Here is a 24264-nt window from a genome sequence, read left to right as displayed (position 1 = left end):
TATGGTTACCCCTTATCGGCAAAAGAGATTCTGAGACTGCCTTAGTTTTAACGGAATTCTTATGGAGTGAAATTGCCGGGAAGGAGGCTAACAGGAAGCCGTGAAACACAGCCTATTTCTTACGGATAAATCCTTTCCCCGTTTTTTTTTCTTTCCTGCCACGGCGCCGCGGCTGATAATTGATCTGCTCTCCATACATACCGGCGATAAGTGCGGCATACTTTTCCTGCATATAGGTTCTTCTCACCTTCAGGGTAGGCGAGAGTTCTCCCGACTCTACCGACCATTCTTTTTCCATCAGGATGAACTTTCTCACCTGCCAGGTATGATCCAGGGTTTCATTCAGTTCGTTGATTTCACGCTGAATTCTCTGAATCACCAGTTCAGTTTTCGACATTTCAGCATTTGTGCTGTATTCAATGCCCTTGGCCTCGCACCACGAACGGAGATATTCAAAATTGGGCACAATCAGTGCTGATGGATAATTACGATTCTCCCCGATAACCATCGCACTTTCGATAAAAGGAGATTCTTTGATCCGGTTTTCAATCACCTGAGGGGCAATATATTTTCCCAATGAGGTTTTGAATATTTCCTTCTTACGGTCGGTGATCTTCAGATACTGTCCGTTTACAAGTTCTCCGATATCACCGGTATGGAACCACCCCTCTTCATCAAAAACCTCCGCATTGCGGTCGGGCCGGTTATAATAACCCATCATCACATTAGGACCTTTAACCAGAATTTCGCCATCCTCAGCCAGTTTCAGTTCCACCCCCGGCAAAGGCCGGCCCACCGTACCGAATCTGACTCCTCCCTGCTCAAAGGTACCCACGGCAATTACCGGAGAAGTTTCCGTAAGCCCGTACCCTTCGATTACCTGAATTCCGGCGGCCCAGAAAACCCTTGCCAGTTTTGGGTGAAGGGGTGCTCCCCCTGAAACGATGATTTTTAACCTGTCACCAAATGCCCGTCGCCAATGGCGGAATACAAGCCGGTCGGCAAGAAGCAGCTTCAAACGGAAGGCCCACCTGCGGGTAAGATGGAAATCGAACCGGTGTCCGAGGTTGAGTGCCCAAAAGAAAATGAGTTTTTGTATTCCCTTCAGGTTTCGACCTTTTCTGAGAATGGTGGCATAACTCTTTTCAATTACCCTGGGTACAGCACAAAACATTTCAGGTCTTACTTCACGCATGTTCTCACGCAAGCGGTCAAGGCTTTCAGCATAGTAAACCGAAATTCCCATATACTGATACATGTAGTTGAGCATCCGCTCATAAACATGACAGAGCGGCAGGAAACTCAATGCCCGGTTAACCTCCCTGCCATCCAGTATCTGGCTTACGGCAGTGAAATTACTTACCATATTGAAATGAGAAAGCATCACTCCCTTAGGTCTGCCCGTTGTTCCGGAAGTATAGATCAGGGTGGCAAGATCCTCCGGCCTTATTGCTGACCGGATTGACCCAAGCAATTCCTTATTGGAATTTTTTCTGCCAAGTCTTATCAGGTCTGACCAATCTTTCAGTCCTTTCTGCTTTTCGAGTACAAAATAAGCCTGGAGATCGGGCAGTTCATTCAAAACAGGTTTGATCCGCTGATAGGCAGCCCGGCAACCGATAAACAAGACCCTTACCCTCGCATCCCTAAAAATAAATCGATAATTTTCAATACTTAAAGTAGGATAAACCGGCACATGCACACCACCGGTCTGAAGAATGCCCATATCCAGAAAATTCCATAAAGGACTGTTGCCCATAATAGTAGCAACCCTGTCACCCGGACAAATTCCAAGCGCCATAAGCGCGTAACTGACACAATCAGCTTGTTTGATGTAGCCCGAAGCAGAAATATTAACCCATTTCCCCTGGGATTTCGAGGCAAATACATCTTCTTTACCGGCATACGTTCCCCGGTATAGATGAAGAAGATCAAATATGCGGGTCACCATTTCCATCCGCACTAAAATTAACCGGTTAAATTATTAACGGCTTACGCTTCTTCTATGTCAAAAATCTTCTGAATCCGCTCACTGTATTTTTCCGAGATATAACCGCGCCGCAGTTTAAGCGAGGCTGTAAGTTCTCCGGTATCAACAGTCCATTCCTTATCAAGGAGTTCGAAGCGCTTAACCTGCTCAGTTGCCCCGAAAAACTTATTGTACTTGTCAATTTCAACCTGAAACCGTTTCCTGATACGGGGCAGATTAACCATTTCCGCATCGGTGGTATAAGGCACTTCCTTGATGGCACACCAGCTTTTAAGGTGATTGAAATCAGGGACGATCAGTGCTGCTGCAAATTTCTGGTTTTCTCCCAACACCATCAATGTATCAATGAAGGGAGATTCCTTGAACTTGTTTTCCAGTTGCTCGGGGCTGATGTATTTCCCGAGTGAGGTCTTGAAAATTTCCTTCTTTCGTCCGGTTATCCTCAGGTGACCCTCAGGTTCAATTTTCCCGATATCGCCGGTATGAAACCAACCTTCCGGATCGATGGCCGACTTTGTAAGTTCGTCTTCTTTGTAATAGCCCATCATGATATTCCGGCCTTTTGCCAGAATTTCACCATCGTTGGCAATCATCACCTCCACGCCTTTCAGCACCCGCCCCACGGTTCCGAAACTTATGCCCTGTTCGCTGAAATCACTTACAGCAATAACCGGAGAGGTTTCCGTAAGGCCATAACCTTCCAGTACGGGAATGCCCGCAGCCCAGAAGACCCTCGAAAGCCTTGGTTGCAGGGCAGCACCTCCTGACACTATGACTTTCATGTTGTTACCCAGGGCTGCCCTCCATTTGCTGAAAACAAGCTTATTGGCCAGTTTTAGCTTCAGTTCATAATACCACCCATTGGCTCCGTAGAGTTCATATTTAAGACCCAGGTTCACAGCCCAGAAAAAGATAATCTTTTTGATACCGCCGAGTTTCCTGCCATTCATGATGATTTTATCGTAAATCTTCTCAAGCAGGCGGGGAACGGTAGAAAGTATATCTGGTTTCACTTCGCGCATATTCTCGGCAATGGAAGCCACATTCTCGGCATAATAAACCGATATTCCCAGATACTGGTACATATAGTTAAGCATGCGTTCATACACATGACAGAGCGGCAGATAACTTACAGCTTTCCCATTTTCACCTACCGGAGGTATGTGAGAAACTGCTATCACATTGCTAAGAATATTGTCATGCGAAAGCATTACCCCTTTAGGATTTCCGGTAGTGCCGGAGGTATAGATAAGTGTTGCCAGGTCGTCAGGCCTTATCGTTTTTTTGATATCTGACAAAGCCTCCACCGCAGGATGTTCAAGCCCCATAGTTATAAAATCATCCAACAGGCGCAACCCGTTAACTTCTTTAACCGAATATACCGCAGTCAGGCTCTGCACTTCAGGAATAATATGTTCAATCTTCCTGTATATATCCTTCCCGGAAATAAACAGCATCTTAATCCCGGCATGACTCAGGATATACTTATAATCTGACTCACTGATGGTCGGATAAATCGGGACATGCACCGCACCTGCCTGCATAATGCCCATATCAATAAAATTCCATTCCGGTCTGCTGGGCATAATGGTGGCCACCATATCTCCTTTCCCGATTCCCGAGTAAAGCAAGGCATAACTGATGGCGTCAGCAATGCGGCGGTACTCGGTAATGGAATATTTCCGCCAGATTCCGTCTTCCTTTCCGGCAATGACATCATCCTTAGGCTGATAGACTTCTGAATAGTGTGGCAAAAGATCGAACAAACGGGAAACTTTTGTCATACGCTGTCGGTTTGTTTAGGCAAATAGTTTTTCTATCCTGGTTTGATACTTTTTTGCAATAAATGAGCGCCTGAGTTTGAGTGTCGGGGTGAGTTCCCCACTGGCCGTTGACCATTCGCTGCTCATAATGTCAATTTTCTTGATTTGCTCCGTGCTTCCAAACTCCGTATTGTACTTGTCAATCACCTTAAGCAGCCTTTGCCTTATCCTTGGCAATGCCACCATTTCCTCGTCCGTAGTGTATTCAATTTCTTTAATCCTGCACCATGATCTCAGGTGGTTAAAATCCGGAACCACCAACGCGGCAGCAAACTTCTGATTCTCACCCACTACCATGATATTATCAATAAACGGCGATTCTTTAATTTTGTTTTCAAGCAGCTCCGGAGCAATATACTTGCCAAGCGAGGTCTTGAAAATTTCCTTTTTCCGGCCTGTGATCCGCAGTTGTCCTTCCGGCTCAAACTGACCTATATCTCCTGTATGAAACCATCCATCCTGATCAATGACCTGCGCGGTGAGTTCAGGATCTTTGTAATAGCCCAGCATGATATTAGGCCCGCGGGCCAGAATTTCCCCGTCTTCGGCTATCATAACCTCTACACCCCTGAGCGGAGGCCCTACCGTACCGATCTTGATTCCATTACTGTCGGTGCTGGTTACCGCTATTACAGGAGAGGTTTCCGTAAGTCCGTAACCCTCATAGATCGGCAAACCGGCGGCCCTGAATGTTTTCACAAGCCTCGGCTGAATGGATGCACCTCCCGACACGATAATCTTGAAGTTCCCGCCCAATGCTTCGCGCCACTTGCTGTATATCAGTTTGTCGGCAATACGGTGCCTTAACATGTACCAGGCATTGTTGTTACCCTGAACATCGTAATGAAGCGCAAGATCAACCGCCCAGAAAAAGATCATCCGTTTCACCCCTTTCAGTTTACGTCCGCTTGCCTGAATTTTATCATAAATTTTTTCAAGTAAACGGGGTACACAACACATCATGTCCGGATGAATCTCCTTGATATTATCGGTAATCGTTGCCAGACTCTCGGCATAATAAACCGAAATGCCAAGGTACTGGTAAAGGTAGTTGAGCATTCGCTCATAAACATGGCACAATGGCAGAAAACTCAGTGCCTTGCCCTCCTCTCCAAAAGTCGGGATATAAGAAACAGCAATGAAATTGGAAATAATATTCGTATGCGAAAGCATTACTCCCTTGGGATTGCCGGTAGTGCCGGAAGTGTAAATAATCGTTGCAAGATCGTCTCCCTGAATGCTGTCCTTGATAGCCTGAACCTGTTCCGGCATAGGGCCGGCCTGACCAATTCCAACCAGATCATACAGATTCCGGAAACCCTCCCGATGTTTGAAGGTAAAAACCTCCTCAACCGAAGGACAGTTAGCCGACACTTCCTTTATTTTTCTTGACAGCTCATCACCGGAAACAAATACGAATTTGATGCTGGCATGATTGAAAATATACTGATAATCCGCAGGACTGATCGTAGGATAAACCGGGATATGAATAGCTCCCGCCTGCATGATGGCCATATCCAGAAAATTCCATTCAGGCCTGTTATTGGTAATTGTAGCGATGGTATCGCCCTTTTTCACACCAAGTGAAAGTAAGCCATAGGTCAGATCATCCGCCATGCGGATGTATTGTTCTATACTATACTTCTTCCAGACTCCATCCTCCTTGCAGGCAAGTGCATCATCCTTTGGCTTATAGGAAGCCACATAATTCGGTAAAAGATCGAAAATTCTGGTGATGGTCGTCATTTCGCTCAGTTTTAGAAATGAATATTCATATGATTACCCTGGTGAACTTCGATAAATTAATATTCGAAACGAAAATGCGTGCTTTATTTGGTATAGTCAATCTCCAGAAAGTCATTTCCTGTGAATTATTCCGGCCGCCGCCTGGGCTGCCGGCATAATGAGCAGATCGTTAATATTTACATGCGGCGGCTGACTTGCAACATAGTACACGGCTTCGGCAATATCTTCGGGACGAAGCGGTTCGAATCCTTCGTATACTGCTTGTGCAAGGATTTCATCACCGCTGAACCGAACGGTGGAAAACTCCGTTTCGGCAGCTCCGGGAGCGATCTGACTCACCTTAATACCATATGGCAACAGGTCGATGCGCATGGCTTTTGTAATGCTGTCGACAGCCGCTTTGGTTGCACAGTAAATATTTCCGTTAGGATAAACCTCACGCCCGGCTATTGATCCGATGTTGATGATGTGCCCGCTGCCCCGGCTGACCATCGCAGGCGCCAGAGCCCTGCTGAGGTATACAAGACCTTTGACATTGGTGTCGATCATCTGATCCCATTGTTCAATATTCCCTTTATGAAAAGGTTCAAGTCCAAGGGCCAGGCCGGCATTGTTGATAAGAATATCCGGAATCCTGAATTCTTCGGGCAGAGAGGCTAGTGAACGGTTTATTTCTTCCTGTCGGCTTACATCGAGCTGCAGGGGAATAACCACGACTTTAAACCTGACAGCCAATTCCGATGCAATTGACTGCAGTTTCTCTATTCTCCGGCCCGAAATAACCAGATCGTAACCTGATTCAGCAAAACGGCTGGCACATGACCGGCCGATACCACTGCTGGCGCCGGTAATAAATACAATTTTACCCATAAATGCTCGTCATGATCTCCCGTAAAAATTCAGAATGCAGGAGTCAGTCCCTCCGAAGGGTAAAAGTATGGAATAATAAATAATAAGACAAACAACTTTTTTAAGAAAATTAACAATTGACTGTCCCGGAATCTGAAAAACTTCCTTAAGACTTATAATCCATCTGTTTGTCTTTAGTGCATTTTTTGAAAACTATTCAACCAATCCTGCGCCTGATCCACTCCCTGGCATTTACAAAGGGCTCAATCCAGGGAGAAACTTCATCACCTGACCTTCCCGAAGGATACCAGGCCCAGTTCCAGGGATAGACTGAACGTTCAAGATGTGGCATCATGGCAAGGTGGCGCCCGTCCTGTGAAGCGATGGCCGCTGCCGCAAGATCCGATCCGTTTGGATTACCGGGATAAGCATTATAGCTGTATTTCATTGGTATCTGATACTGATGCTCATCAAGCGGCAGGTTAAAACGTCCTTCACCATGCGCAATCCATATACCAAGCCTTTTCCCGGCCATACTGCCCAGCATCACCGAGCTGTTTTCCGGAATATCAACATTCAGAAACGCAGATTCGAACTTTCCTGAGGCATTGTGAAGCATAGCAGGCTTGTGATCATGCTCCGGATAAATCAGCCCCAGTTCTACCATCAGCTGACAGCCGTTACACACCCCTAAACTCAGGGTGTCTGGCCGTGCATAGAAATTATCCAGCGCAGCTTTGGCACGTTCATTATAGATAAATGCCCCGGCCCAGCCTTTGGCTGAACCCAGCACATCAGAATTGCTGAAGCCTCCCACAAAAACGATCATATTCACATCATCCAGGGTTTCCCGCCCGCTGATCAGATCTGTCATATGAACATCCTTCACGTCAAAACCGGCAAGGTAAAGCGACCAGGCCATTTCGCGATCACCGTTCACCCCTTTCTCCCGGATAATGGCAGCCCTTATTCCGGAGGGTGAAGTCCGGTTAATATCAATATTATACTGCGACAAAGCGCCTGTAAAATCGTCGCCAAATTCACCGGAAAGCGGTTGCTTATCGAAATTGCGGTAACGCTCGCGGGCATGATCTTCACCACTTTGCTGCCTGTCGAGCAGGTACGACGTCTTAAACCAGAGTTTGCGCAACTGATCGACTTCCATCTCCACAATGCCCTTGTGGAAGCGAAGAACCAGGTTTCTCCGGAATGACGGTTTCCCAAGGATATGGAATTTAAGCCCTGCTTCCTTTAAAAGCACCGATGCGTAATCTATGTCGTTTACCTGCATAACAACACCGGGGTTTTCGCTGAAAAGCAGTTTGATGATATCACTTTCGCCGAATCCGTCAAGGTCAATATCCAGCCCGATGCCCGGCTGGGCAAAAAGCATTTCAAGCAACGCTGTTACCAAACCACCTGAAGAAATATCATGTCCCGCCAGGACAATATCTTTCCGGATCAGCGCCTGAACAGCTTCAAATGCCCGGATGAAAATACCGGTATCTGCCACTGTCGGGGCTTCATCACCAAGGGTGTTCAGCACCTGTGCCAGTGCACTGCCTCCTGTTTTTAGCCGGTCGGCTGAAAAATCGAGATAAATCACCGAAGAAGTAAATTCAGGCACCAGCACAGGTTTCACAACCTTCCGGATATCACTTACCTCAGCTACTGCCGAGATAATTACTGTTCCCGGCGAAAGCACTTTCTCCCCATCCGGATATTTCTGGGTCATCGAAAGGGAATCCTTTCCGGTGGGAATATTAATACCCAGTGCAATGGCAAAATCGCTGGCTGCCTTCACTGCCTCATAAAGCCGCACATCCTCTCCCGGGTTCCGGCAGGGCCACATCCAGTTTGCACTCAGCGAAACACCCTTCAGACCATGCTCCAGCGGCGCCCACACAAGGTTGGTTAGCGATTCCGCGACAGCCAGTACCGAACCCGCAGCCGCATCAATCAGACCGGCAGCCGGAGCATGGCCTATGGAAGTAACAATTCCTTTTTCACCATGATAGTCAAGCGCAACTACCCCGCAATTATTCAGCGGTAACTGAACCGGGCCTGCAGTTTGCTGAACTGCCACACGGCCGGTCACTGAACGGTCAACTTTATTGATAAGCCAGTCTTTACATGCAACCCCTTCCAACTGTAAAACCTGCTCCACATAGCCTTTTAGTCCGGCTGCCTTGTACTTCAGCGGAGCATGAACCTGTGCCAGGGATGAATCTTCCATAATGGTGCGCGGTGGCTTGCCGAACATATCGGCCAGGTGCAGATCAATGGGCTTGTTTCCCGTTTTGCTGTTTATAAATACAAGCTGCTGATCACCTGTTGTTTCTCCGACCACGAAAATGGGGGCCCTTTCCCTTACGGCCACCTTCTGAAGCAGATCAACATCCGGCTGATGCATGATCAGTCCCATACGCTCCTGCGATTCGTTTCCGATAATCTCCCGGTCCGAAAGTGTAGGATCACCTACCGGCAATTTATCAATTTCAATTCTCCCTCCGGTGACTTCAACCAACTCGGATAGTGAGTTCAGGTGTCCGCCGGCACCATGATCATGTATTGAGACAACCGGATTCTCATCCATCTCAGCCATTGCCCTGATGGCATTATACACCCGTTTCTGCATCTCGGGATTCGACCGTTGCACGGCATTCAGTTCAATGGCATTGCTGAACTGGCCGGTGGCTACCGATGACACAGCTCCTCCACCCATCCCGATACGGTAATTATCTCCACCCAGCACGATTACTTTATCTCCTGGTGCCGGATCCTCTTTCAGGCTGTCAGATTTCCGGGCATAACCCACCCCGCCTGCAAGCATAATTACTTTATCATAACCATAGGTCATGGCACCTTCCTGATGCTCGAAAGTCAACAGGCTCCCGCAGATCAGTGGTTGTCCGAATTTATTGCCAAAATCACTGGCCCCATTCGATGCCTTGATCAGCAACTCTTCAGGAGTCTGATAAAGCCATTTCCGGGGTTTTACAACCGTTTTCCAACCATGTAATTCACAATTTCTAGGATAAGAGGTCATGTATACCGCGGTGCCGGCAATAGGCATGGAACCTTTCCCCCCGGCCATTCTGTCGCGGATCTCTCCCCCGCTGCCGGTTGCCGCCCCGTTGAATGGCTCAACTGTTGTCGGAAAATTATGGGTCTCCGCTTTCAGCGAAATAACAGAATCAATCTCTTTAACCCTGAAAAAATCGGGCCGGTCAGGATTAACAGGTGCAAACTGCCTGATAGACGGCCCCTTTATAAATGCTACATTATCCTTGTACGCTGATACGATGTAATTGGGATTCGTGCCGGAGGTTTTGCGTATCATCGAGAAAAGGGTCTCCGGCATTTCCCTGCCATCCAGCACAAAAGTACCGTTGAAAATTTTATGCCGGCAATGCTCCGAATTAACCTGGGAGAAGCCAAATACTTCACTGTCAGTCAATGGTCTGCCGATTTTACGGCTCAGCTCATTGAGGTATTCAATTTCATCCTGCGAAAGGGCGAGGCCTTCCTGAAGGTTGTAAGCAGCGATATCTTCAATTTCTTTCACCGGATCAGGCTCATGCAGGACTGTAAAAATATCCTGATCAAGGTTATGGTTCAATACCTGCAGCATGGCATCGTAAGGTGCATCGGCCCCCTGCACTTCAACATATTCTTCAATCCTGAAGATGCCTGAAATTCCCATGTTCTGGGTAATCTCTACGGCATTTGTACTCCATGGAGTTACCATTTCGCGCCGCGGCCCAATAAAAAAGCCCGATATCGACCGGGCTTCAATATATGCTGCGCCACTGAACAGCCAACTCAGTTTCTGTATATCGTTTAATGTGAGCTCCTTTTCGCAACCAACGGCATAAATGGCATTCCCCTTAAAAAACCTGATCATTTTCTTGATTTTTTGATGTGGCAAAGTTAAAAAAGGAAATTAAAAGGAGAAGTGCAAATATTGAAATACGTGAAGTGTTTTGCAGAAAAAACCCTGCTTCAATCTGTTAACGGGAAGAAACAAAACTTCTTAAATTTGTCATGATTAATTTAAGGGGGTATGTTAAAAAAAATCAAACTTACTGAAGATTGGGCATCTGTTGTCGTTGGAATCGCATTGATCATAGCCGTTGTAGCAACTTCATTTTTTCCCGAACTCCCGAAATTCGGGCCTAAAACAGGATGGACAGGATGGACTGTGCTGAGCGCCGAAGTATTTACCACCGGCAACACCCTCCGCCTGGGTATGACATTTCTCTATTTCCTGTTCTTTGCACTTGCCGGCACCTGGATGATGGGCAAGCGGGGCAAAGAATTGATAACGGCATTTCCTGTAGTCTTCATCCTTTCGATGCTTGCCCAGTTGATTGCCTCCAGCGGCTCAATGAAGAACCTGGGACTGGAAACAGTGCTCTTTTCGCTGCTGATCGGACTGTTTATCAGCAATGTTTTAAGCACACCCGCCTGGCTGAAAGCCGGAATCCAGAGTGAATTCTATATCAAAATAGGTTTGGTTATGCTCGGAACCACCATTCTATTTTCCGAAATTATGAAAGCCGGATTATTTGGTGTCCTTCAGGCGGTGATCGTTGTGGTTTCAGTGTGGTATTTTGCTTTCTGGATAGCACGCAAGCTTAAAGTTGACGAAGAACTTGGCATCATGCTCGCCAGCGCGGTCAGCATCTGTGGAGTTTCAGCAGCCATTGCAACAGCAGGAGCCATTAAAGGCGACAGCAAGAAACTCAGCTATGTAATCTCACTGGTCCTGGTGGTAGCCATCCCCATGATGATATTTATGCCGTTGATTGCCAGGTGGATAGGATTATCTGACGAAGTTACCGGTGCCTGGCTGGGTGGCTCCATCGACACCACCGGGGCTGTGGTGGCAGGGGGCACCATTGCAGGCGATACCGCATTGAAATTCAGTACTATTATCAAGTTTTCACAAAATGTGCTGCTCGGTGTCGCTGCATTCCTGATCTCAATCTTCTGGACTTACCGGCAGGCAGAAAAAAACGGCACGGATGAAAAACCGACCCTGGGCGTTATCTGGGAACGCTTCCCGAAATTTGTGCTGGGTTTCATTGCCGCTTCCCTGGTTTTTTCCTTCATGATCGATGGCGAAACAGCTGTGAATGCGGGCAAAACCATAAAGAGCTACCAATCACTGTGGTTCAACCTGGCCTTTGTCTGTATCGGCCTCGAAACCCGCTTCAAAGACCTGGTAACCCTGGATAAAGGACGACCGCTCTATGCCTTCCTTATCGCACAGGGGTTCAATATCATCATAACCCTGATTGTGGCTTACATATTGTTCGGCATCTTCTGGTAATATAATCAGGGGGGCTTTTTTCAGAAATTTCTCAGCTGATCCGGGCCATAAGACTGTTCCGGTAAGCCAGATCCGCATGATTAATCCGGAGCAATTGGTATTTATTTTCATCACATAACAATTTGCCTGAATATTAATTCTACCTTTGCGCGCAATTTTCTAAACAATTTTATGCCTAATTTTCAAGAACTTGGCTTAAACCCCCGCTTAATTGAGGCGGTTGAAGCCCTCGGGTTTAAAGACCCCATGCCTGTACAGGCTGAAGTGATCCCCTCCCTCATTGAACAACCCTCCGATCTTGTAGGACTTGCCCAGACCGGAACAGGAAAAACGGCTGCCTTCGGATTGCCTGTGTTGCATCACATCAATCCGGAACTTCAGAAAACCCAGGCTTTGGTCCTCTGCCCAACGCGTGAACTCTGCCTGCAGATATCGAAAGACCTGAGAAGTTATGCCCGGTTCATTCCCGGAGTAAAAGTTTCAGCCGTTTACGGAGGAGCCAGTATTGAACTGCAAATCAAGCAATTAAATGAAGGCCCGCAGATCATCGTGGCTACTCCCGGTCGTCTGAATGACATGATCCGGCGTAAAAAGGTGGATTTCAGTCGTGTGCAATGGCTGGTGCTCGACGAAGCCGATGAGATGCTCGATATGGGCTTCCAGGAAGAAGTGGATACCATCCTCGAACATACACCCGAAGAAAAGCACACCCTGCTCTTCTCTGCCACCATGCCTGAAGAAGTTGAACGCATCCTTGCCAAATACATGACCAATCCGGTTGTGAAAACGGTGGGAAAACGAAACACGGGAACTGCTAATGTCAAGCATATCTATTACCTGGTTCAGGCCAAAGACCGCTATGCCGCACTGAAAAGAATTGCGGACTTCAATCCCCGCATTTATGCCATTATCTTCTGCCGCACCCGCATCGAAACCCAGGAAATCGCCGATTCGCTGATCCGCGACGGTTATAATGCCGATTCGCTCCATGGAGATCTCTCGCAAGCAGCACGCGACAATGTTATGAACCGCTTCAGGAATCAAACCCTTCAGATGCTTGTGGCGACCGATGTGGCCGCCCGCGGACTCGATGTAAACGACCTCACCCATGTAATCAACTATAACCTGCCCGATGATTCGGAAGTATATATCCACCGGAGCGGCAGAACCGGACGTGCAGACAAGACAGGCACCTGCATCTCCATCATCAACCTGAAAGAGAAATTCAAGATCCGGCAGATTGAAAAGAAAATCAACCGCGAGTTCGGTAAAGCCAAAATCCCGACAGGAGTTCAGGTTTGTGAGAAACAACTGTTCCATCACATCGACCGCATGGAAAACGTGGCCATTGACGTGGAAATCGAATCCTTCCTTCCGGTGATTTATCGTAAACTGGAATGGATGGATCGTGAGGAAATCATCAAACGGTTTGTTTCACTTGAATTCAACCGTTTCCTGGAATACTACCGTGATGCACGGGATCTGAATGTTGAAGATGACAACAAACCCTTAAGGGAACCCAGGGAAGGCCGTGACAGAAAATCTGAGCGCAGGAGTGATGACGGTCAGTTTACCCGCCTGTTTGTGAGTATCGGCAGGAAAGACAAGGTGCTGCCACCGCAGATCATCGGCCTCATCAATGAAGTGACCCGCTCCAGGGAGATCAAAATCGGCCGTATCGACATCATGGACAATTATTCCTTTGTGGATGTTGATTCCAAATCCGTTGGCCGCATCATGAAAGCTTTTGAAAATGAAACCTCCAACCCGAGAGGGATCAGGGTGGAACGTGCATCAGAAAGGGAATTCGCCCCCGCTGACCGGAAAAGAAGATCGAATCCGGGTAAGGAAAAATCATTCCGGCCTGAAGGTAAATCTTTCCGTTCCGAAAACAAGTCATTCCGTTCAGAAGGAAAACCTTTCCGGAATAAGCCCGAGCAGGATTCCCCCTGGAAAAAGCCTGAACGAAAGGGCGGGCCGGGTAAAAACAAGAAAAACAAATAGCGCTGCAGTATTTCATGATTACTGACTATTTGTCATACCAATATACAGTATGAATATTGAAAAAGCCTGACCAGCTGCAATGCTTCCGGTCAGGCTTTTTCAATTTTGTTTCACAATCCGGGTTGTTCCCCGCTGCAGGTAATTTCAGTCTTCCTGCGCTGCCAAAAATCGCTCAGCCTCAATAGCGGCCATACAGCCGGTTCCCGCAGCGGTCACCGCCTGACGGAAAACATGATCCTGAACATCTCCTGCGGCAAATACGCCTGGGATATTGGTCTGGGTAGTTCCCGGAATGGTCTTTATATAACCATTTTCATCAAGGTTAATCTGCCCTTTGAACAGATCGGTATTCGGCGTATGACCGATTGCCACAAAGAATCCCTGAACATCAATCTGTCTGGTTTCTCCGGTTTTCACATTTTCAAGCAAAGCTCCGGTAACTGTTTTGCCGTCCCCAAGAATTTCCCTGGTAACATGATTCCACAAAATTTCAATATTCGGGGTATTCATAACCCGGTTTTGCATGGCTTTGCTGGCGCGGAGTTCATCTCGGCGGACAATCATATAAACCTTCCTGCCGAGTTTGGCCAGGTAAGAAGCCTCTTCACAGGCGGTGTCACCGCCACCGACCACAGCCATATCCTGACCGCGGAAGAAAAATCCGTCACAGGTGGCACAGGCCGAAACACCATGCCCGTTATATCTGGCTTCTGACTCCAGACCCATCCAGCGCGCCGTCGCACCTGTAGCAATAATGACAGTTTCGGCAAGTATGGTTTTGGTCTCATCGGCAACCAGCCGGAACGGACGCTTCGAAAAATCGGCCGAAGTAATAATGCCCCAGCGCATGTCGGTTCCGAATCGCTCAGCCTGACGCTGCATATCCATCATCATCTCCGGGCCCTGTATCCCATCCGGATAACCCGGAAAATTATCTACTTCAGTTGTGGAAGTCAACTGCCCACCGGGTTGAAGCCCCTGGTATAAAACCGGCTTGAGGTCGGCCCTGGCAGCATAAATAGCGGCAGTGTACCCTGCTGGCCCTGAACCAATGATCAGGCATTCTACTTTTTCAATTTCTTCACTCATTTCAATTAAGATATTTAAGGTTATATATATTCTGGCAGACAACCGGCTGTCAAAATTACGGTTTTGCCGCCACTTGCCCAAAACTGTGCCATAAATTAGTCAACTGTTTATCAGAGTATTAACATATAGACATTTTGACATAAGTCATGAATCCACAAAATTTGCAATTTTCTTGCCGGTTGAATAAAAACTTTTGTACTTTTGCAGCGTTAAAATTCTCCCTGCCCTGGCAGGGTTTGTGTTCTTAACAAACCGGTACGGGGTGTGGCGCAGTTGGCTAGCGTACTTGCATGGGGTGCAAGTGGTCGTCAGTTCGAGTCTGACCACTCCGACAAATTAAGGTGCTGAAAGGCACCTTTTTTTATTTTTAATCCTAAAATTTTCAGTTGGTCCGCGTATCCCGGCCGGGGCCGGGATGATCGTCAGTCCGAGTCTGACCACTCCGACAAATTAAGGTGCTGAAAGGCACCTTTTTTTTTTTTAATCCTAAAATTTTCAGTTGGTCCGCGTATCCCGGCCGGGGCCGGGATGATCGTCAGTCCGGGTCTGACCACTCCGACAAATTAAGGTGCTGAAAGGCACCTTTTTTTATTTTTAATCCTAAAATTTTCAGTTGGTCCGCGTATCCCGGCCGGGGCCGGGATGGTCGTCAGTCCGGGTCTGTTCACTCCGACAAATTAACGTGCTGAAAGGCACCTTTTTTTATTTTTAATCCTAAAATTTTCAGTTGGTCCGCGTATCCCGGCCGGGGCCGGGATGATCGTCAGTCCGGGTCTGACCACTCCGACAAATTAAGGTGCTGAAAGGCACCTTTTTTATTTTCAATCCTGAAATTTTCAGTTGGTCCGCGTATCCCGGCCGGGGCCGGGATGGTCGTCAGTTCGAGTCTGACCACTCCGACAAACTAAGGTGCTGAAAAGCACCTTTTTTATTTTCAATTCCCGCTCTTTCAGTTGGGAAGTGGTCTACAGTTCCGGTTCAGACCTCTGCGAAAAATCCCGGATCAATCACCTGATATGTAATACATGAAGCAAAAAAAAACCGGACCATGTCCGGCTTCTTTTTATTATCAATGATCTTAGATGCGGGGTGTGTTTACTTACGGCCCAGCTTTTCGAGAATTTTATCAGCTTCTTTGTGATGGTAGTTCTTTTGGTCGGCCGCAATCTTGCGAAATTGTTCAACGGCAAAATCAATTTGCTCGTTTTTTAGGTAGCACAGCCCGAGATACCATTCGGCATGTTCGACATAAAGGTTATTCTTATCTTCAACAATGTATTTGAATGCCTTTACGGCATCTTCGATACGGTTTGTCTCGATATAAGAGATTCCGTTATAGAACCATACTGCGATATTGGAGCTGTCCTTATCGAGAATTTCGGCAAAAAGCAGGGAAGCTCCCTGGTAATCCTTTTGCTGAAATTTAAGAATAGCCTCCACTATGTTAGCGTTGCCTGAACGGGTCAGTTCAATCGTACGATTTGAATCGTAGTACATACTGAACAACTTCTCTGCCGTGTAGGAGCGCTGCTGAGTCAACAGAATTGCCCCTCCTGCAATCACCAGAACAGCGATGGCTGCGGCTGCGGCCAGCTGCCACCTTCGTGGCTGCATTCTGACAATTTTGGGTGAAGCATCCTGCTGTTTGGACTCGTTAAATACACTGATCAGCTTTCTTCGGAACTCAACCACATCCTCGTCGAGAAGAATGTTGTCAAGATCTTTATCCAGCTTCAGTTCTGCCGATAGTTCAGCATTGGTTTGCAACTCTTTGCCAAACCACCGGAGTTCGTCCTCATTCATTTCCCCGGCAATAAATCTTTCGATCAGCTGGGAATACTTGAGTTTTCTAGTCATCGGACAGGAATTTATGGCACTTCGGATCATTGATAATTCTCTTTTTTAATTCCTCCTTGCAGAGGTATTTACGCGTTTTCGCATATTTTTCAGTTTTGTAACCCATTTCAGTAGCAATATCCCTGAGGGGCATTTTCTTCATAAACAACAGCAGTACTTTCTGGCAATCTTCACCAAGGGTAAGGAAATGCTCCTGGTAAAGCCGGTATTTCTCCATCTCCTCATTGTCACTCAGCTGATCCATCACCTTATCGGGAAGATCCACAAAGTTCTCAATATCACTGAACTCCCTGGCAAATTGCCTGCTGCGCGCCAATTTCTGAAGCCAGATATTACGACTGACAGAATATAAATAAGTACGAAAAGAACAAGTCAACTCCAGTTCATTGTCCCTGATCTTCTTGAAGATAACTATCAGGGAATCCTGAAATACATCCTCCGCATCCTCGTCATTGCCACTGTTTTTCACTACCAGGTACTTTATCGTAGGAAACAACTCCTGATAAATGTACTTGATGATGTAATCGCTCCTTAAACGAAGGCCCTCAATGATTGCTTCATCAGAGTAGTGAATCATTTTCTGTATCTTTATCCGGTTTTCACAAAAAGGTAATACCGGTTCAGCTTTTTTTTTCGTTTTAGTTATTAACCATACTTTGTTAATATCTGAAGCAGGCAAAATGCAGAGGGAATCTCTTTCACCGATCTGCTATCTTATTGTAATACAATATTCTAACTCTTGTACTCGCAAATTCGATCTTGTCATTACAAGGATTGAATTTCTACTACAAGTTTACGGATAATTTGGCAATTAATACATCTCCGAACGGCAACTTTCTTTTAACCAACCCTGTACCAACAACTTTTGTAACTAAAAATCAAACAGATTGCAATTTGTTTTTCCGTTTCAGAAATTTTTTAATTACTTTTGAGGCGCATTCATATCTACATTATTCATGTATATAGAATGCTCCTATTTATAATCCGCGAAACAATTAATCATCCGGGAAAGAAAAAGTAACCCGGAAAACAAAAAAAATATAACCACAAACAAAAACCCGATTATTAACCACAAACCCCGCGTAAATGAAAAAAAATCTTACGAGATTAAGCTCGGCACTTTTACTGGTGCTGATGCTTAATGGGCTTATTTTTGCCCAGTCTGACATCACTGGTACTATTTTGTACCATCTACAGGACAACAAACCGATTCCGGAAGTTGTTGTCACCCTCCTTAATTCCGATAATGCTGTGGTTGCAACATCCACTACCGACCTGAACGGCAGCTACATTTTCCCTGCAGTTCCTTTTGGGTCATACAGCGTTTCTGCGTCCTCCTCCATCATTCCGGGTGGAAGTAATATGGCTGATGCCCAGAAAATCCGTCATCACCTGGAAGGAACCAATCTTCTTGACCCGATTGAACAGCTTGCTGCAGATGTGGTTTTTCCCGCCGGTATCGGCTGGGAAGATTACTTTGCAATTATCGACTGGTTCATGCAGGGAAATCCTCCGGTAACAAACCCATGGGTCTTTGAGCCTATAAATGTTGAACATAACGGAACCAAAACCAATGTGCCTACCATGGGCGGTTCAAGCTCCGGAGATGTGAACGGAACCTTTGTACCCACAACCCGCAATCTCGTGGAATTGCAGGTTTCATACACTGATAAACCTGTAAGCGAAAACTTCAGCATTGAGATTTATGCAAGCGACATTGCCAAAGCCTCTGCCATGGGATTAGAGATCCTTTACCCTGAATCCCTTGTTGAAATAAACACTGTAAGCGGACAGGTGAATGCAACCATTACACGCACAGGAAACGGCAAACTCCGGATAAGCTGGATCAGCCAGACAGGTCAGGAAGTACAGCTCAACCCGGGCAAACCGGTCATAGTTCTGGAAGGTAATACCACGGAAAAATACAAAGGCGAAGAAATCAGGTTTAACCTCGGCAACGCAAGCCATTTCAGCAACGTTGACGGAGAGGAAATCGAAACCCGCTACAGCCTTCCGGTCCTGAAAAACTCAGGCGACTACCTGGGAATTAATTATCCTAATCCCTTTTTCACCACTACCCGTATTGACTATGTCATCCCTTCAGATGGCAGGGCTACCCTCAGCCTATACAACATGGAAGGGAAACTGGTCAGGGTAATTGCTGATGGTTTTATGAAGGCAGGAATGTATAACGTGAGCTTTGATGCCCGCGAGCTTCAGCCCGGTATATATTTCTATTCCCTGAAAACAGACGGGGTTTCTCCCGTCAATGAAACAAAGCGGATGATTATTTCCCGTTAATGAGTTTATTTGTTTTGTGGTAACAGGGGCCAAAAGCCCCTGTTTTTTTTAATCATTTGTTTTATGGAAAAATCATTGAATGTGGCTGATTTTGCTATCATCTTACTAAAAATTAATATTTAGCAGTATATCTTTGATATTCAATTGTTTATAAAATTCACATTGCCGTTTCGTTAACATATCCAGGAGCGAAATCTGTCATTCTCAGGGTTTAAGATATTACCTTTTGACTGATTTATGATAAATCATTAGTCAGATGTCTTCTGCTGTTTAGCATTGCCACATGATCATCAATTGAACAACTTTACAGGAAAAGTTAATCTGAAAAATAAAAGTTATGAACTCAAAGAGGATTACTTTCGGAAAAAACGTGCATTAACTTCTGGTTGCAGTGACAGGAAGAACTGAAATTTGAAGCAATTCTCTAAAGCACTGATAACCCTGACCTGAAAAAATTCAAGAAACTTCAAGATAAACCGCAAACAACAAAACCTGATTATTAACAAAAAACCCCGTGAAAAATGAAAAAGAAAATTACACAATCATTAACTGTGCTCATTGCTGCACTTCTGTTGACCGGACAATCCTATGCCCAGTCAGACATCAGTGGTTCGGTTCTCTACCACTTCAAAGCAAATAAGCCGATCCCCTCGGTCGATCTTGAACTGATTGACTTAAACGGAGACGTTGTCGGGACTGCAACTACAGAACTTAACGGAACTTATTCCTTCCCGAATGTACCTTTCGGAACCTATACCCTGCATGCTACAACGGAAATTTCAGCAGGGGGCATTACCATGGGTGACGCTTTTCTGATGTTTCTTCACCTCTGCAATATTTATTCCTTTACGCCGATCCAGTCTCTTGCAGCCGATGTTAACGGTGACGGATCAGTAACATGGGATGACTACTGGACAGTGGTAGTTGGCTGGTTTATTCAGGGATACCCGTTCCCGGTTGGCCCCTGGGTTTTCGAGGATGTGGTATTTGATCATACCGGCGCAAAAACCAATGTCCCGACAATGGGAGGTTCAAGTTCTGGCGACGTCAATGGAACCTTTGTCCCTACAACCCGCGATTTCATTGCTTTGCCTGAAATTACTTACAACAAACAAGCCATAAGCCACAACTTCTCTGTCGAGATTTACGCTAATGACATAACAGAAGCCTCTGCTATGGGAATGGTTATAGATTATCCGGCTGAAATGATTGAAATTACGAATGTTTCATGCCAACTGGGTGAAACAAATATGTCAATCAATGATGGTTCTATCAGGCTTTCATGGATAAATCAGCTTTTTGGCACTACTTCCGTTGATCCCGGAAAACCGGTATTAACGATTCAGGCCTCCCTGACAGACCGTTACAATGGTAAGGAAATTCTTTTCGGCATTAATCCCGTAAGTCACTTCTGCGACGCCAAAGGAGAGCAGATTGAGACCCGGTACACTCTTCCGGCAATGACAGCCGTAGAGAATTACCTGGGAGCAAACTACCCCAACCCCTTCAGGGAATCAACCCGGATTGATTATATACTGCCGGAAGACAGTAAAGTCAGCTTATTGCTCTTCAATCAGCAGGGACAATTAGTCAGATCACTGCTTGACAGCCATCAGCAAGCCGGCTCACACACGTTTACTTTCAATGCTGAAGGCATCCAGCCCGGTATTTATTATTATAACCTGAAAACCAACGGAACAAACGCTATCAACGAAACGAAACGAATGATCATTACCCGTTAATAATCATGCTGGTTTTGTGGTAAGCGGGGGGCTGATTGCCTCCCGCTTTTTTATTGATCACAGTTGTATTGGTATTATCCTGACAATTTGTATATTTGCCCATCCGGTGACTTGTATTTCATTCCAAGCTAAAAATGAAAAGGCAAACCATTCATTGTCCGCTATATTTTATCCACCGTATCGTTGCAGCATCCCTTCTCTTATTTCTTTGCTTTGCCTGTTCTGATAGCAATAAGAAGCAATCATCACCAGCACCAAACGGTTTTATCAACACCCGCAGTCAGCAGGATTTCAGCATCATCGCCGGGGGCTTCCTCAAAAATGCAGAATACGACAGCGCTTACAAGTATTTCAGCCTTGCCCTCAGATCATTGGAAACCAGGCAAGAATGGGAAGCGTACATCAGGACTCTTCTGAAAATGACTGACGCTCAGCGGTCGAAAGGAAATACGGACAAAGCGCGTCAACTGGTTGACACGGCCGAAATAATTCTTGACCGCCACCTTTCTTCCAACAGGCAGCTACTGGCTGATATCAGGCACAAACAGGGCGTGTTGTCGATTGACCGCGGGCAATTCGACCAGGCCATCGGCCTGCTTAATGAGAGCATTGAGATCAGAATTGCGGCCAGCGGCAGTGAAGACACTCTCCTGGCCATGACCTATAACGGCCTGGGAAACCTGCTCTTTTTCAAAGGCGATTATGACGGGGCCCTTAATTCCTATACCCGCGCCTATGAGCTGGCCCTGAAAAGGAAAATTCCTGAAGACGCTGATCTGGCTATGTTTATCCAGAATACCGGAATTATTTATGCCCAAAAAGGAGACTACGAGAAAGCAGAAGCCGCTTTTACCAATTCACTCAGAATCAATGAAAAAATTATGGCGCAGGACGCTCCTGACCTGGCCATGCTTTACCTGAATATGGGCCGGTTGCTTGCTCTGGCCAACAAAGACAATGACGCCCTCACATATTATAATCGTGCTGAGGAAATCCTGCTGAAAAAAGTGGGAGCCAATCATCAGGACCTTGGAAGTATTTATCTGAATAAAGGTCAGACATATGTCCATATGGCCGACTACGAAAAAGCCCTGATTTTTTTTAACAAAGTACTGGCCATAGCAACAGAAAACTTTGGCCCGGGCCATCCGATGATCCTTTCAGCCAATATGAATATCGGGTATATTCATGAAAAGAAAGGTGACTTTGAGAATGCCCTGAAGTATTATCTTGCAAGTATTCCCGAAAATGACAACAATCCATCCGCCATTAAGACTTTCAGCAACCTGGCAAGTCTTTATAATGCAATGGATGATACTGAAAAGGCTGCTGATTACTACAACAGGGCAATTGATCTGGCAGTTAAACTTTTGGGGCCCGATCATCCTGAAACCGGCCTTCTGTACACCCGATACGGATATTTCCAGTTGAATGAAGCCATGGGGGACCTTGGGATCGGAATGTTCAGAAAGGCGCTGGCAATTTCCGAAACCCATTATGGTAAATCAAGCCGGGAGGTATCCAATAATCTTACCCACATCGGCAATTATTACCTGATCAACAATCAACCCGACAAAGCACTGCAATTTTATCAGAATGCCATTATTGCCATTGTCCCGGGGTTTACTGACACTTCTCCGTACTCCAATCCTTCGCCCGGCCAGCTTATTCCCGATCGTTACCTTATCAATACGCTTAATGCCAAAGCCGATGCATTGTATCTTCAGGCCTCAGCAAAAACCGATGAAAAAATACTTGATCTCAGCCTGGGCACCTACAAACTTTCGGTAAAAGTAGTGGATATGTTACGGTCCAGTTACCTGAATGAGGAGAGCAAATTCCTGCTTTCAGGGGATGAAAAAAACTCATATCTCAATACCGTGAAGGTTGCTACCAAGCTCTATCAGCTTACCGGCAAAAAAGGATATCTGGAAGAGGGCTTTCTTTATTCAGATAAAGGTAAGTCAACCGTGCTGCTCTCTTCAATGCAGGATGTAGAAGCCAGACAGTACGGCGGTGTTCCGGCTGAAGTACAGGATCATGAGAAAAAACTCCGTCTGGACCTGGGTTCCTATAACCGGTTTATATATGAAGAGCGTCAGAAAACCAGCCCGGATAGCCGGAAGATAAAATTCTGGGAGGAAAAAGTATTTGAACTGGAAACCAGATATGACAGTCTGGTCAGGATTCTGGAGGAGAAATATCCCGATTATTACTCCCTGAAATACCAGGAGCCTGTGCTGGATCTTGAAAACATCAGGAAAAACCTGGATAAAGACAGGGCATTGATAGAATATGCGCTGACTGACACCCTGCTTTATATTTTCGTTTTGAATCATGATCGTTTTGAGGTAGTTACCCGCGCTTTGGATGAAAAATTCTTCAGTAACATCAGAGCCCTTACCTCATCGACTTCTGCCGGTGACCTGATGAGCATCAGCAAAAAAGACTACATCAGCTACACCGGGGCAGCCTATTCGTTGTATAATGATTTGATTGAGCCGGTAAAACATATTACGGATAAGAAAAAGCTGATCATTATTCCTGATGCTGAAATCAGCTTCATCTCTTTCGACATGTTGCTGAATGCGCCTCCCGACACCCTGGGAATGGACTTCAGAAAATTGCCTTTCCTGATCTATGATTATATTATTAACTACAGCGCTTCAGCCATATTACAGTTCAACAAGCTTAACAGATCAGAAAAGACACCTACCCGGAATCTGCTGGCAATGGCTCCCTCGTACGACAACCTTACCAACCTTGAGACCGACGGCTTTACCGATGAGTCGGGAAACACGGTGTATCTGCTTCCTATACCCGGGGTAGAAAATGAAATCCGGGAAATCAGAAAAGTACTCTCAGGCTCTTCCTTTACCGGAAAAAATGCAACGGAACATGCTTTCAAACAGCGGGCCTCAAAATACAATATTCTGCATTTTGCCATGCACACCCTGATTAACAGCGAGAAACCCATGCTTTCAAAGCTGGTTTTCTATCAGGACGGCGACAGCATCGAGGATGGCATGCTGAATACTTATGAACTTTTCGGAATGGAACTCAATGCAAATCTGGCAGTGCTGAGCGCCTGCAACACGGGAAGCGGCAAACTGATGAAGGGAGAAGGGGTAATGAACCTTGCACGTGGTTTTATCTACGCCGGAGTTCCGGGTATAGTGATGACTATGTGGTCGGTTGAAGACCAGGCAAGTGCGCAGATTGTGAACAGCTTCTACCGTTACCTCAACAAAGGGCTGCCCAAGGACGAAGCATTGAGGCAGGCAAAACTAGATATGCTTGCCGAAGGAGATTTGCTGAGGTCTCATCCTTACTACTGGGCGGCTTATGTCACCATCGGAGATTATCACCCGATAACACTCATCAGGCCTGTTTGGCTGAATATCCTTTATGTCCTGATCCTTATCACTTCAACCGTTGCGCTGATCCAGCTGCTAATCCGCCGATTCAGGCGGCCAAAAGCATCCGTCGGGAGATAAGCGTCCTTCCTTCGCGATAATGCCTAAT

The 24264-nt window shown here is 46.2% G+C and carries 13 protein-coding genes and 1 tRNA gene; 6 read left to right on the top strand and 8 right to left on the bottom strand.

What is annotated here, in order from left to right; translation table 11 throughout:
- Positions 1–112: 112 nt before the first annotated feature.
- The 5 genes from TBC1_RS03175 to purL form a co-directional block, all read right to left on the bottom strand.
- A complete protein-coding gene (locus tag TBC1_RS03175) occupies positions 113–1957 on the bottom strand; it encodes an AMP-dependent synthetase/ligase (RefSeq protein ID WP_062038417.1) in 1845 nt (614 codons plus the stop codon).
- A 35-nt stretch (positions 1958–1992) separates the two neighbouring features.
- A complete protein-coding gene (locus TBC1_RS03170; protein WP_062038415.1) occupies positions 1993–3774 on the bottom strand; it encodes an AMP-dependent synthetase/ligase in 1782 nt (593 codons plus the stop codon).
- 15 nt (positions 3775–3789) lie between these two features.
- A complete protein-coding gene (locus tag TBC1_RS03165; RefSeq protein ID WP_062038412.1) occupies positions 3790–5559 on the bottom strand; it encodes an AMP-dependent synthetase/ligase in 1770 nt (589 codons plus the stop codon).
- A gap of 111 nt (positions 5560–5670) precedes the next feature.
- Positions 5671–6429 carry an SDR family oxidoreductase gene (locus tag TBC1_RS03160; protein WP_062038409.1) on the bottom strand — a complete coding sequence of 253 codons (759 nt, stop codon included), beginning with the start codon at positions 6427–6429 and terminating at the stop codon, positions 5671–5673.
- 196 nt (positions 6430–6625) lie between these two features.
- The gene (purL, locus tag TBC1_RS03155) at positions 6626–10339 is read right to left on the bottom strand and encodes a phosphoribosylformylglycinamidine synthase (protein WP_262490401.1); all 3714 of its coding nucleotides are present in this window, start codon (positions 10337–10339) and stop codon (positions 6626–6628) included.
- A gap of 135 nt (positions 10340–10474) precedes the next feature.
- Here purL and TBC1_RS03150 point away from each other — a divergent pair, with 135 nt between their 5' ends.
- Positions 10475–11746: a YeiH family protein gene (locus TBC1_RS03150; protein WP_062038403.1), complete on the top strand. Its 1272-nt coding sequence runs from the start codon at positions 10475–10477 to the stop codon at positions 11744–11746.
- Between the two features lie 171 nt (positions 11747–11917).
- On the top strand, positions 11918–13750 hold the full coding sequence (locus TBC1_RS03145) for a DEAD/DEAH box helicase (RefSeq protein WP_062038401.1): 1833 nt from the start codon (positions 11918–11920) through the stop codon (positions 13748–13750).
- 144 nt (positions 13751–13894) lie between these two features.
- On the opposite strand, the gene trxB is transcribed toward TBC1_RS03145, so the two are convergent.
- On the bottom strand, positions 13895–14839 hold the full coding sequence (gene trxB / locus TBC1_RS03140; protein WP_062038398.1) for a thioredoxin-disulfide reductase: 945 nt from the start codon (positions 14837–14839) through the stop codon (positions 13895–13897).
- Positions 14840–15097: 258 nt separating this feature from the next.
- On the opposite strand from trxB, the gene TBC1_RS03135 reads away from it, so the two are divergent.
- A tRNA-Pro gene (locus tag TBC1_RS03135) sits at positions 15098–15171 on the top strand.
- Between the two features lie 763 nt (positions 15172–15934).
- On the opposite strand, the gene TBC1_RS03130 is transcribed toward TBC1_RS03135, so the two are convergent.
- Together TBC1_RS03130 and TBC1_RS03125 are read right to left on the bottom strand one after the other, a co-directional pair.
- Positions 15935–16696 carry a tetratricopeptide repeat protein gene (locus TBC1_RS03130; protein WP_062038395.1) on the bottom strand — a complete coding sequence of 254 codons (762 nt, stop codon included), beginning with the start codon at positions 16694–16696 and terminating at the stop codon, positions 15935–15937.
- Entirely contained in the window at positions 16689–17273 is a 585-nt protein-coding gene (locus TBC1_RS03125; RefSeq protein WP_062038392.1) for an RNA polymerase sigma factor, read from the bottom strand. The genes TBC1_RS03130 and TBC1_RS03125 overlap by 8 nt, the downstream gene beginning before the upstream one ends.
- A gap of 509 nt (positions 17274–17782) precedes the next feature.
- On the opposite strand from TBC1_RS03125, the gene TBC1_RS03120 reads away from it, so the two are divergent.
- From TBC1_RS03120 to TBC1_RS03110, 3 genes are all read left to right on the top strand, one after another.
- A complete protein-coding gene (locus TBC1_RS03120) occupies positions 17783–18997 on the top strand; it encodes a carboxypeptidase regulatory-like domain-containing protein (protein WP_062038389.1) in 1215 nt (404 codons plus the stop codon).
- 521 nt (positions 18998–19518) lie between these two features.
- Positions 19519–20739: a T9SS type A sorting domain-containing protein gene (locus TBC1_RS03115; RefSeq protein ID WP_062038386.1), complete on the top strand. Its 1221-nt coding sequence runs from the start codon at positions 19519–19521 to the stop codon at positions 20737–20739.
- A 134-nt stretch (positions 20740–20873) separates the two neighbouring features.
- Positions 20874–24236 carry a CHAT domain-containing protein gene (locus TBC1_RS03110; RefSeq protein ID WP_062038383.1) on the top strand — a complete coding sequence of 1121 codons (3363 nt, stop codon included), beginning with the start codon at positions 20874–20876 and terminating at the stop codon, positions 24234–24236.
- Positions 24237–24264: the final 28 nt, after the last annotated feature.

This window comes from Lentimicrobium saccharophilum, assembly GCF_001192835.1.
Classification (GTDB): Bacteria; Bacteroidota; Bacteroidia; order Bacteroidales; family Lentimicrobiaceae; genus Lentimicrobium; species Lentimicrobium saccharophilum.
The sequence above is the reverse complement of the archived record's forward strand: the minus strand, read 5'-3'. Positions and strand labels throughout refer to the sequence as shown.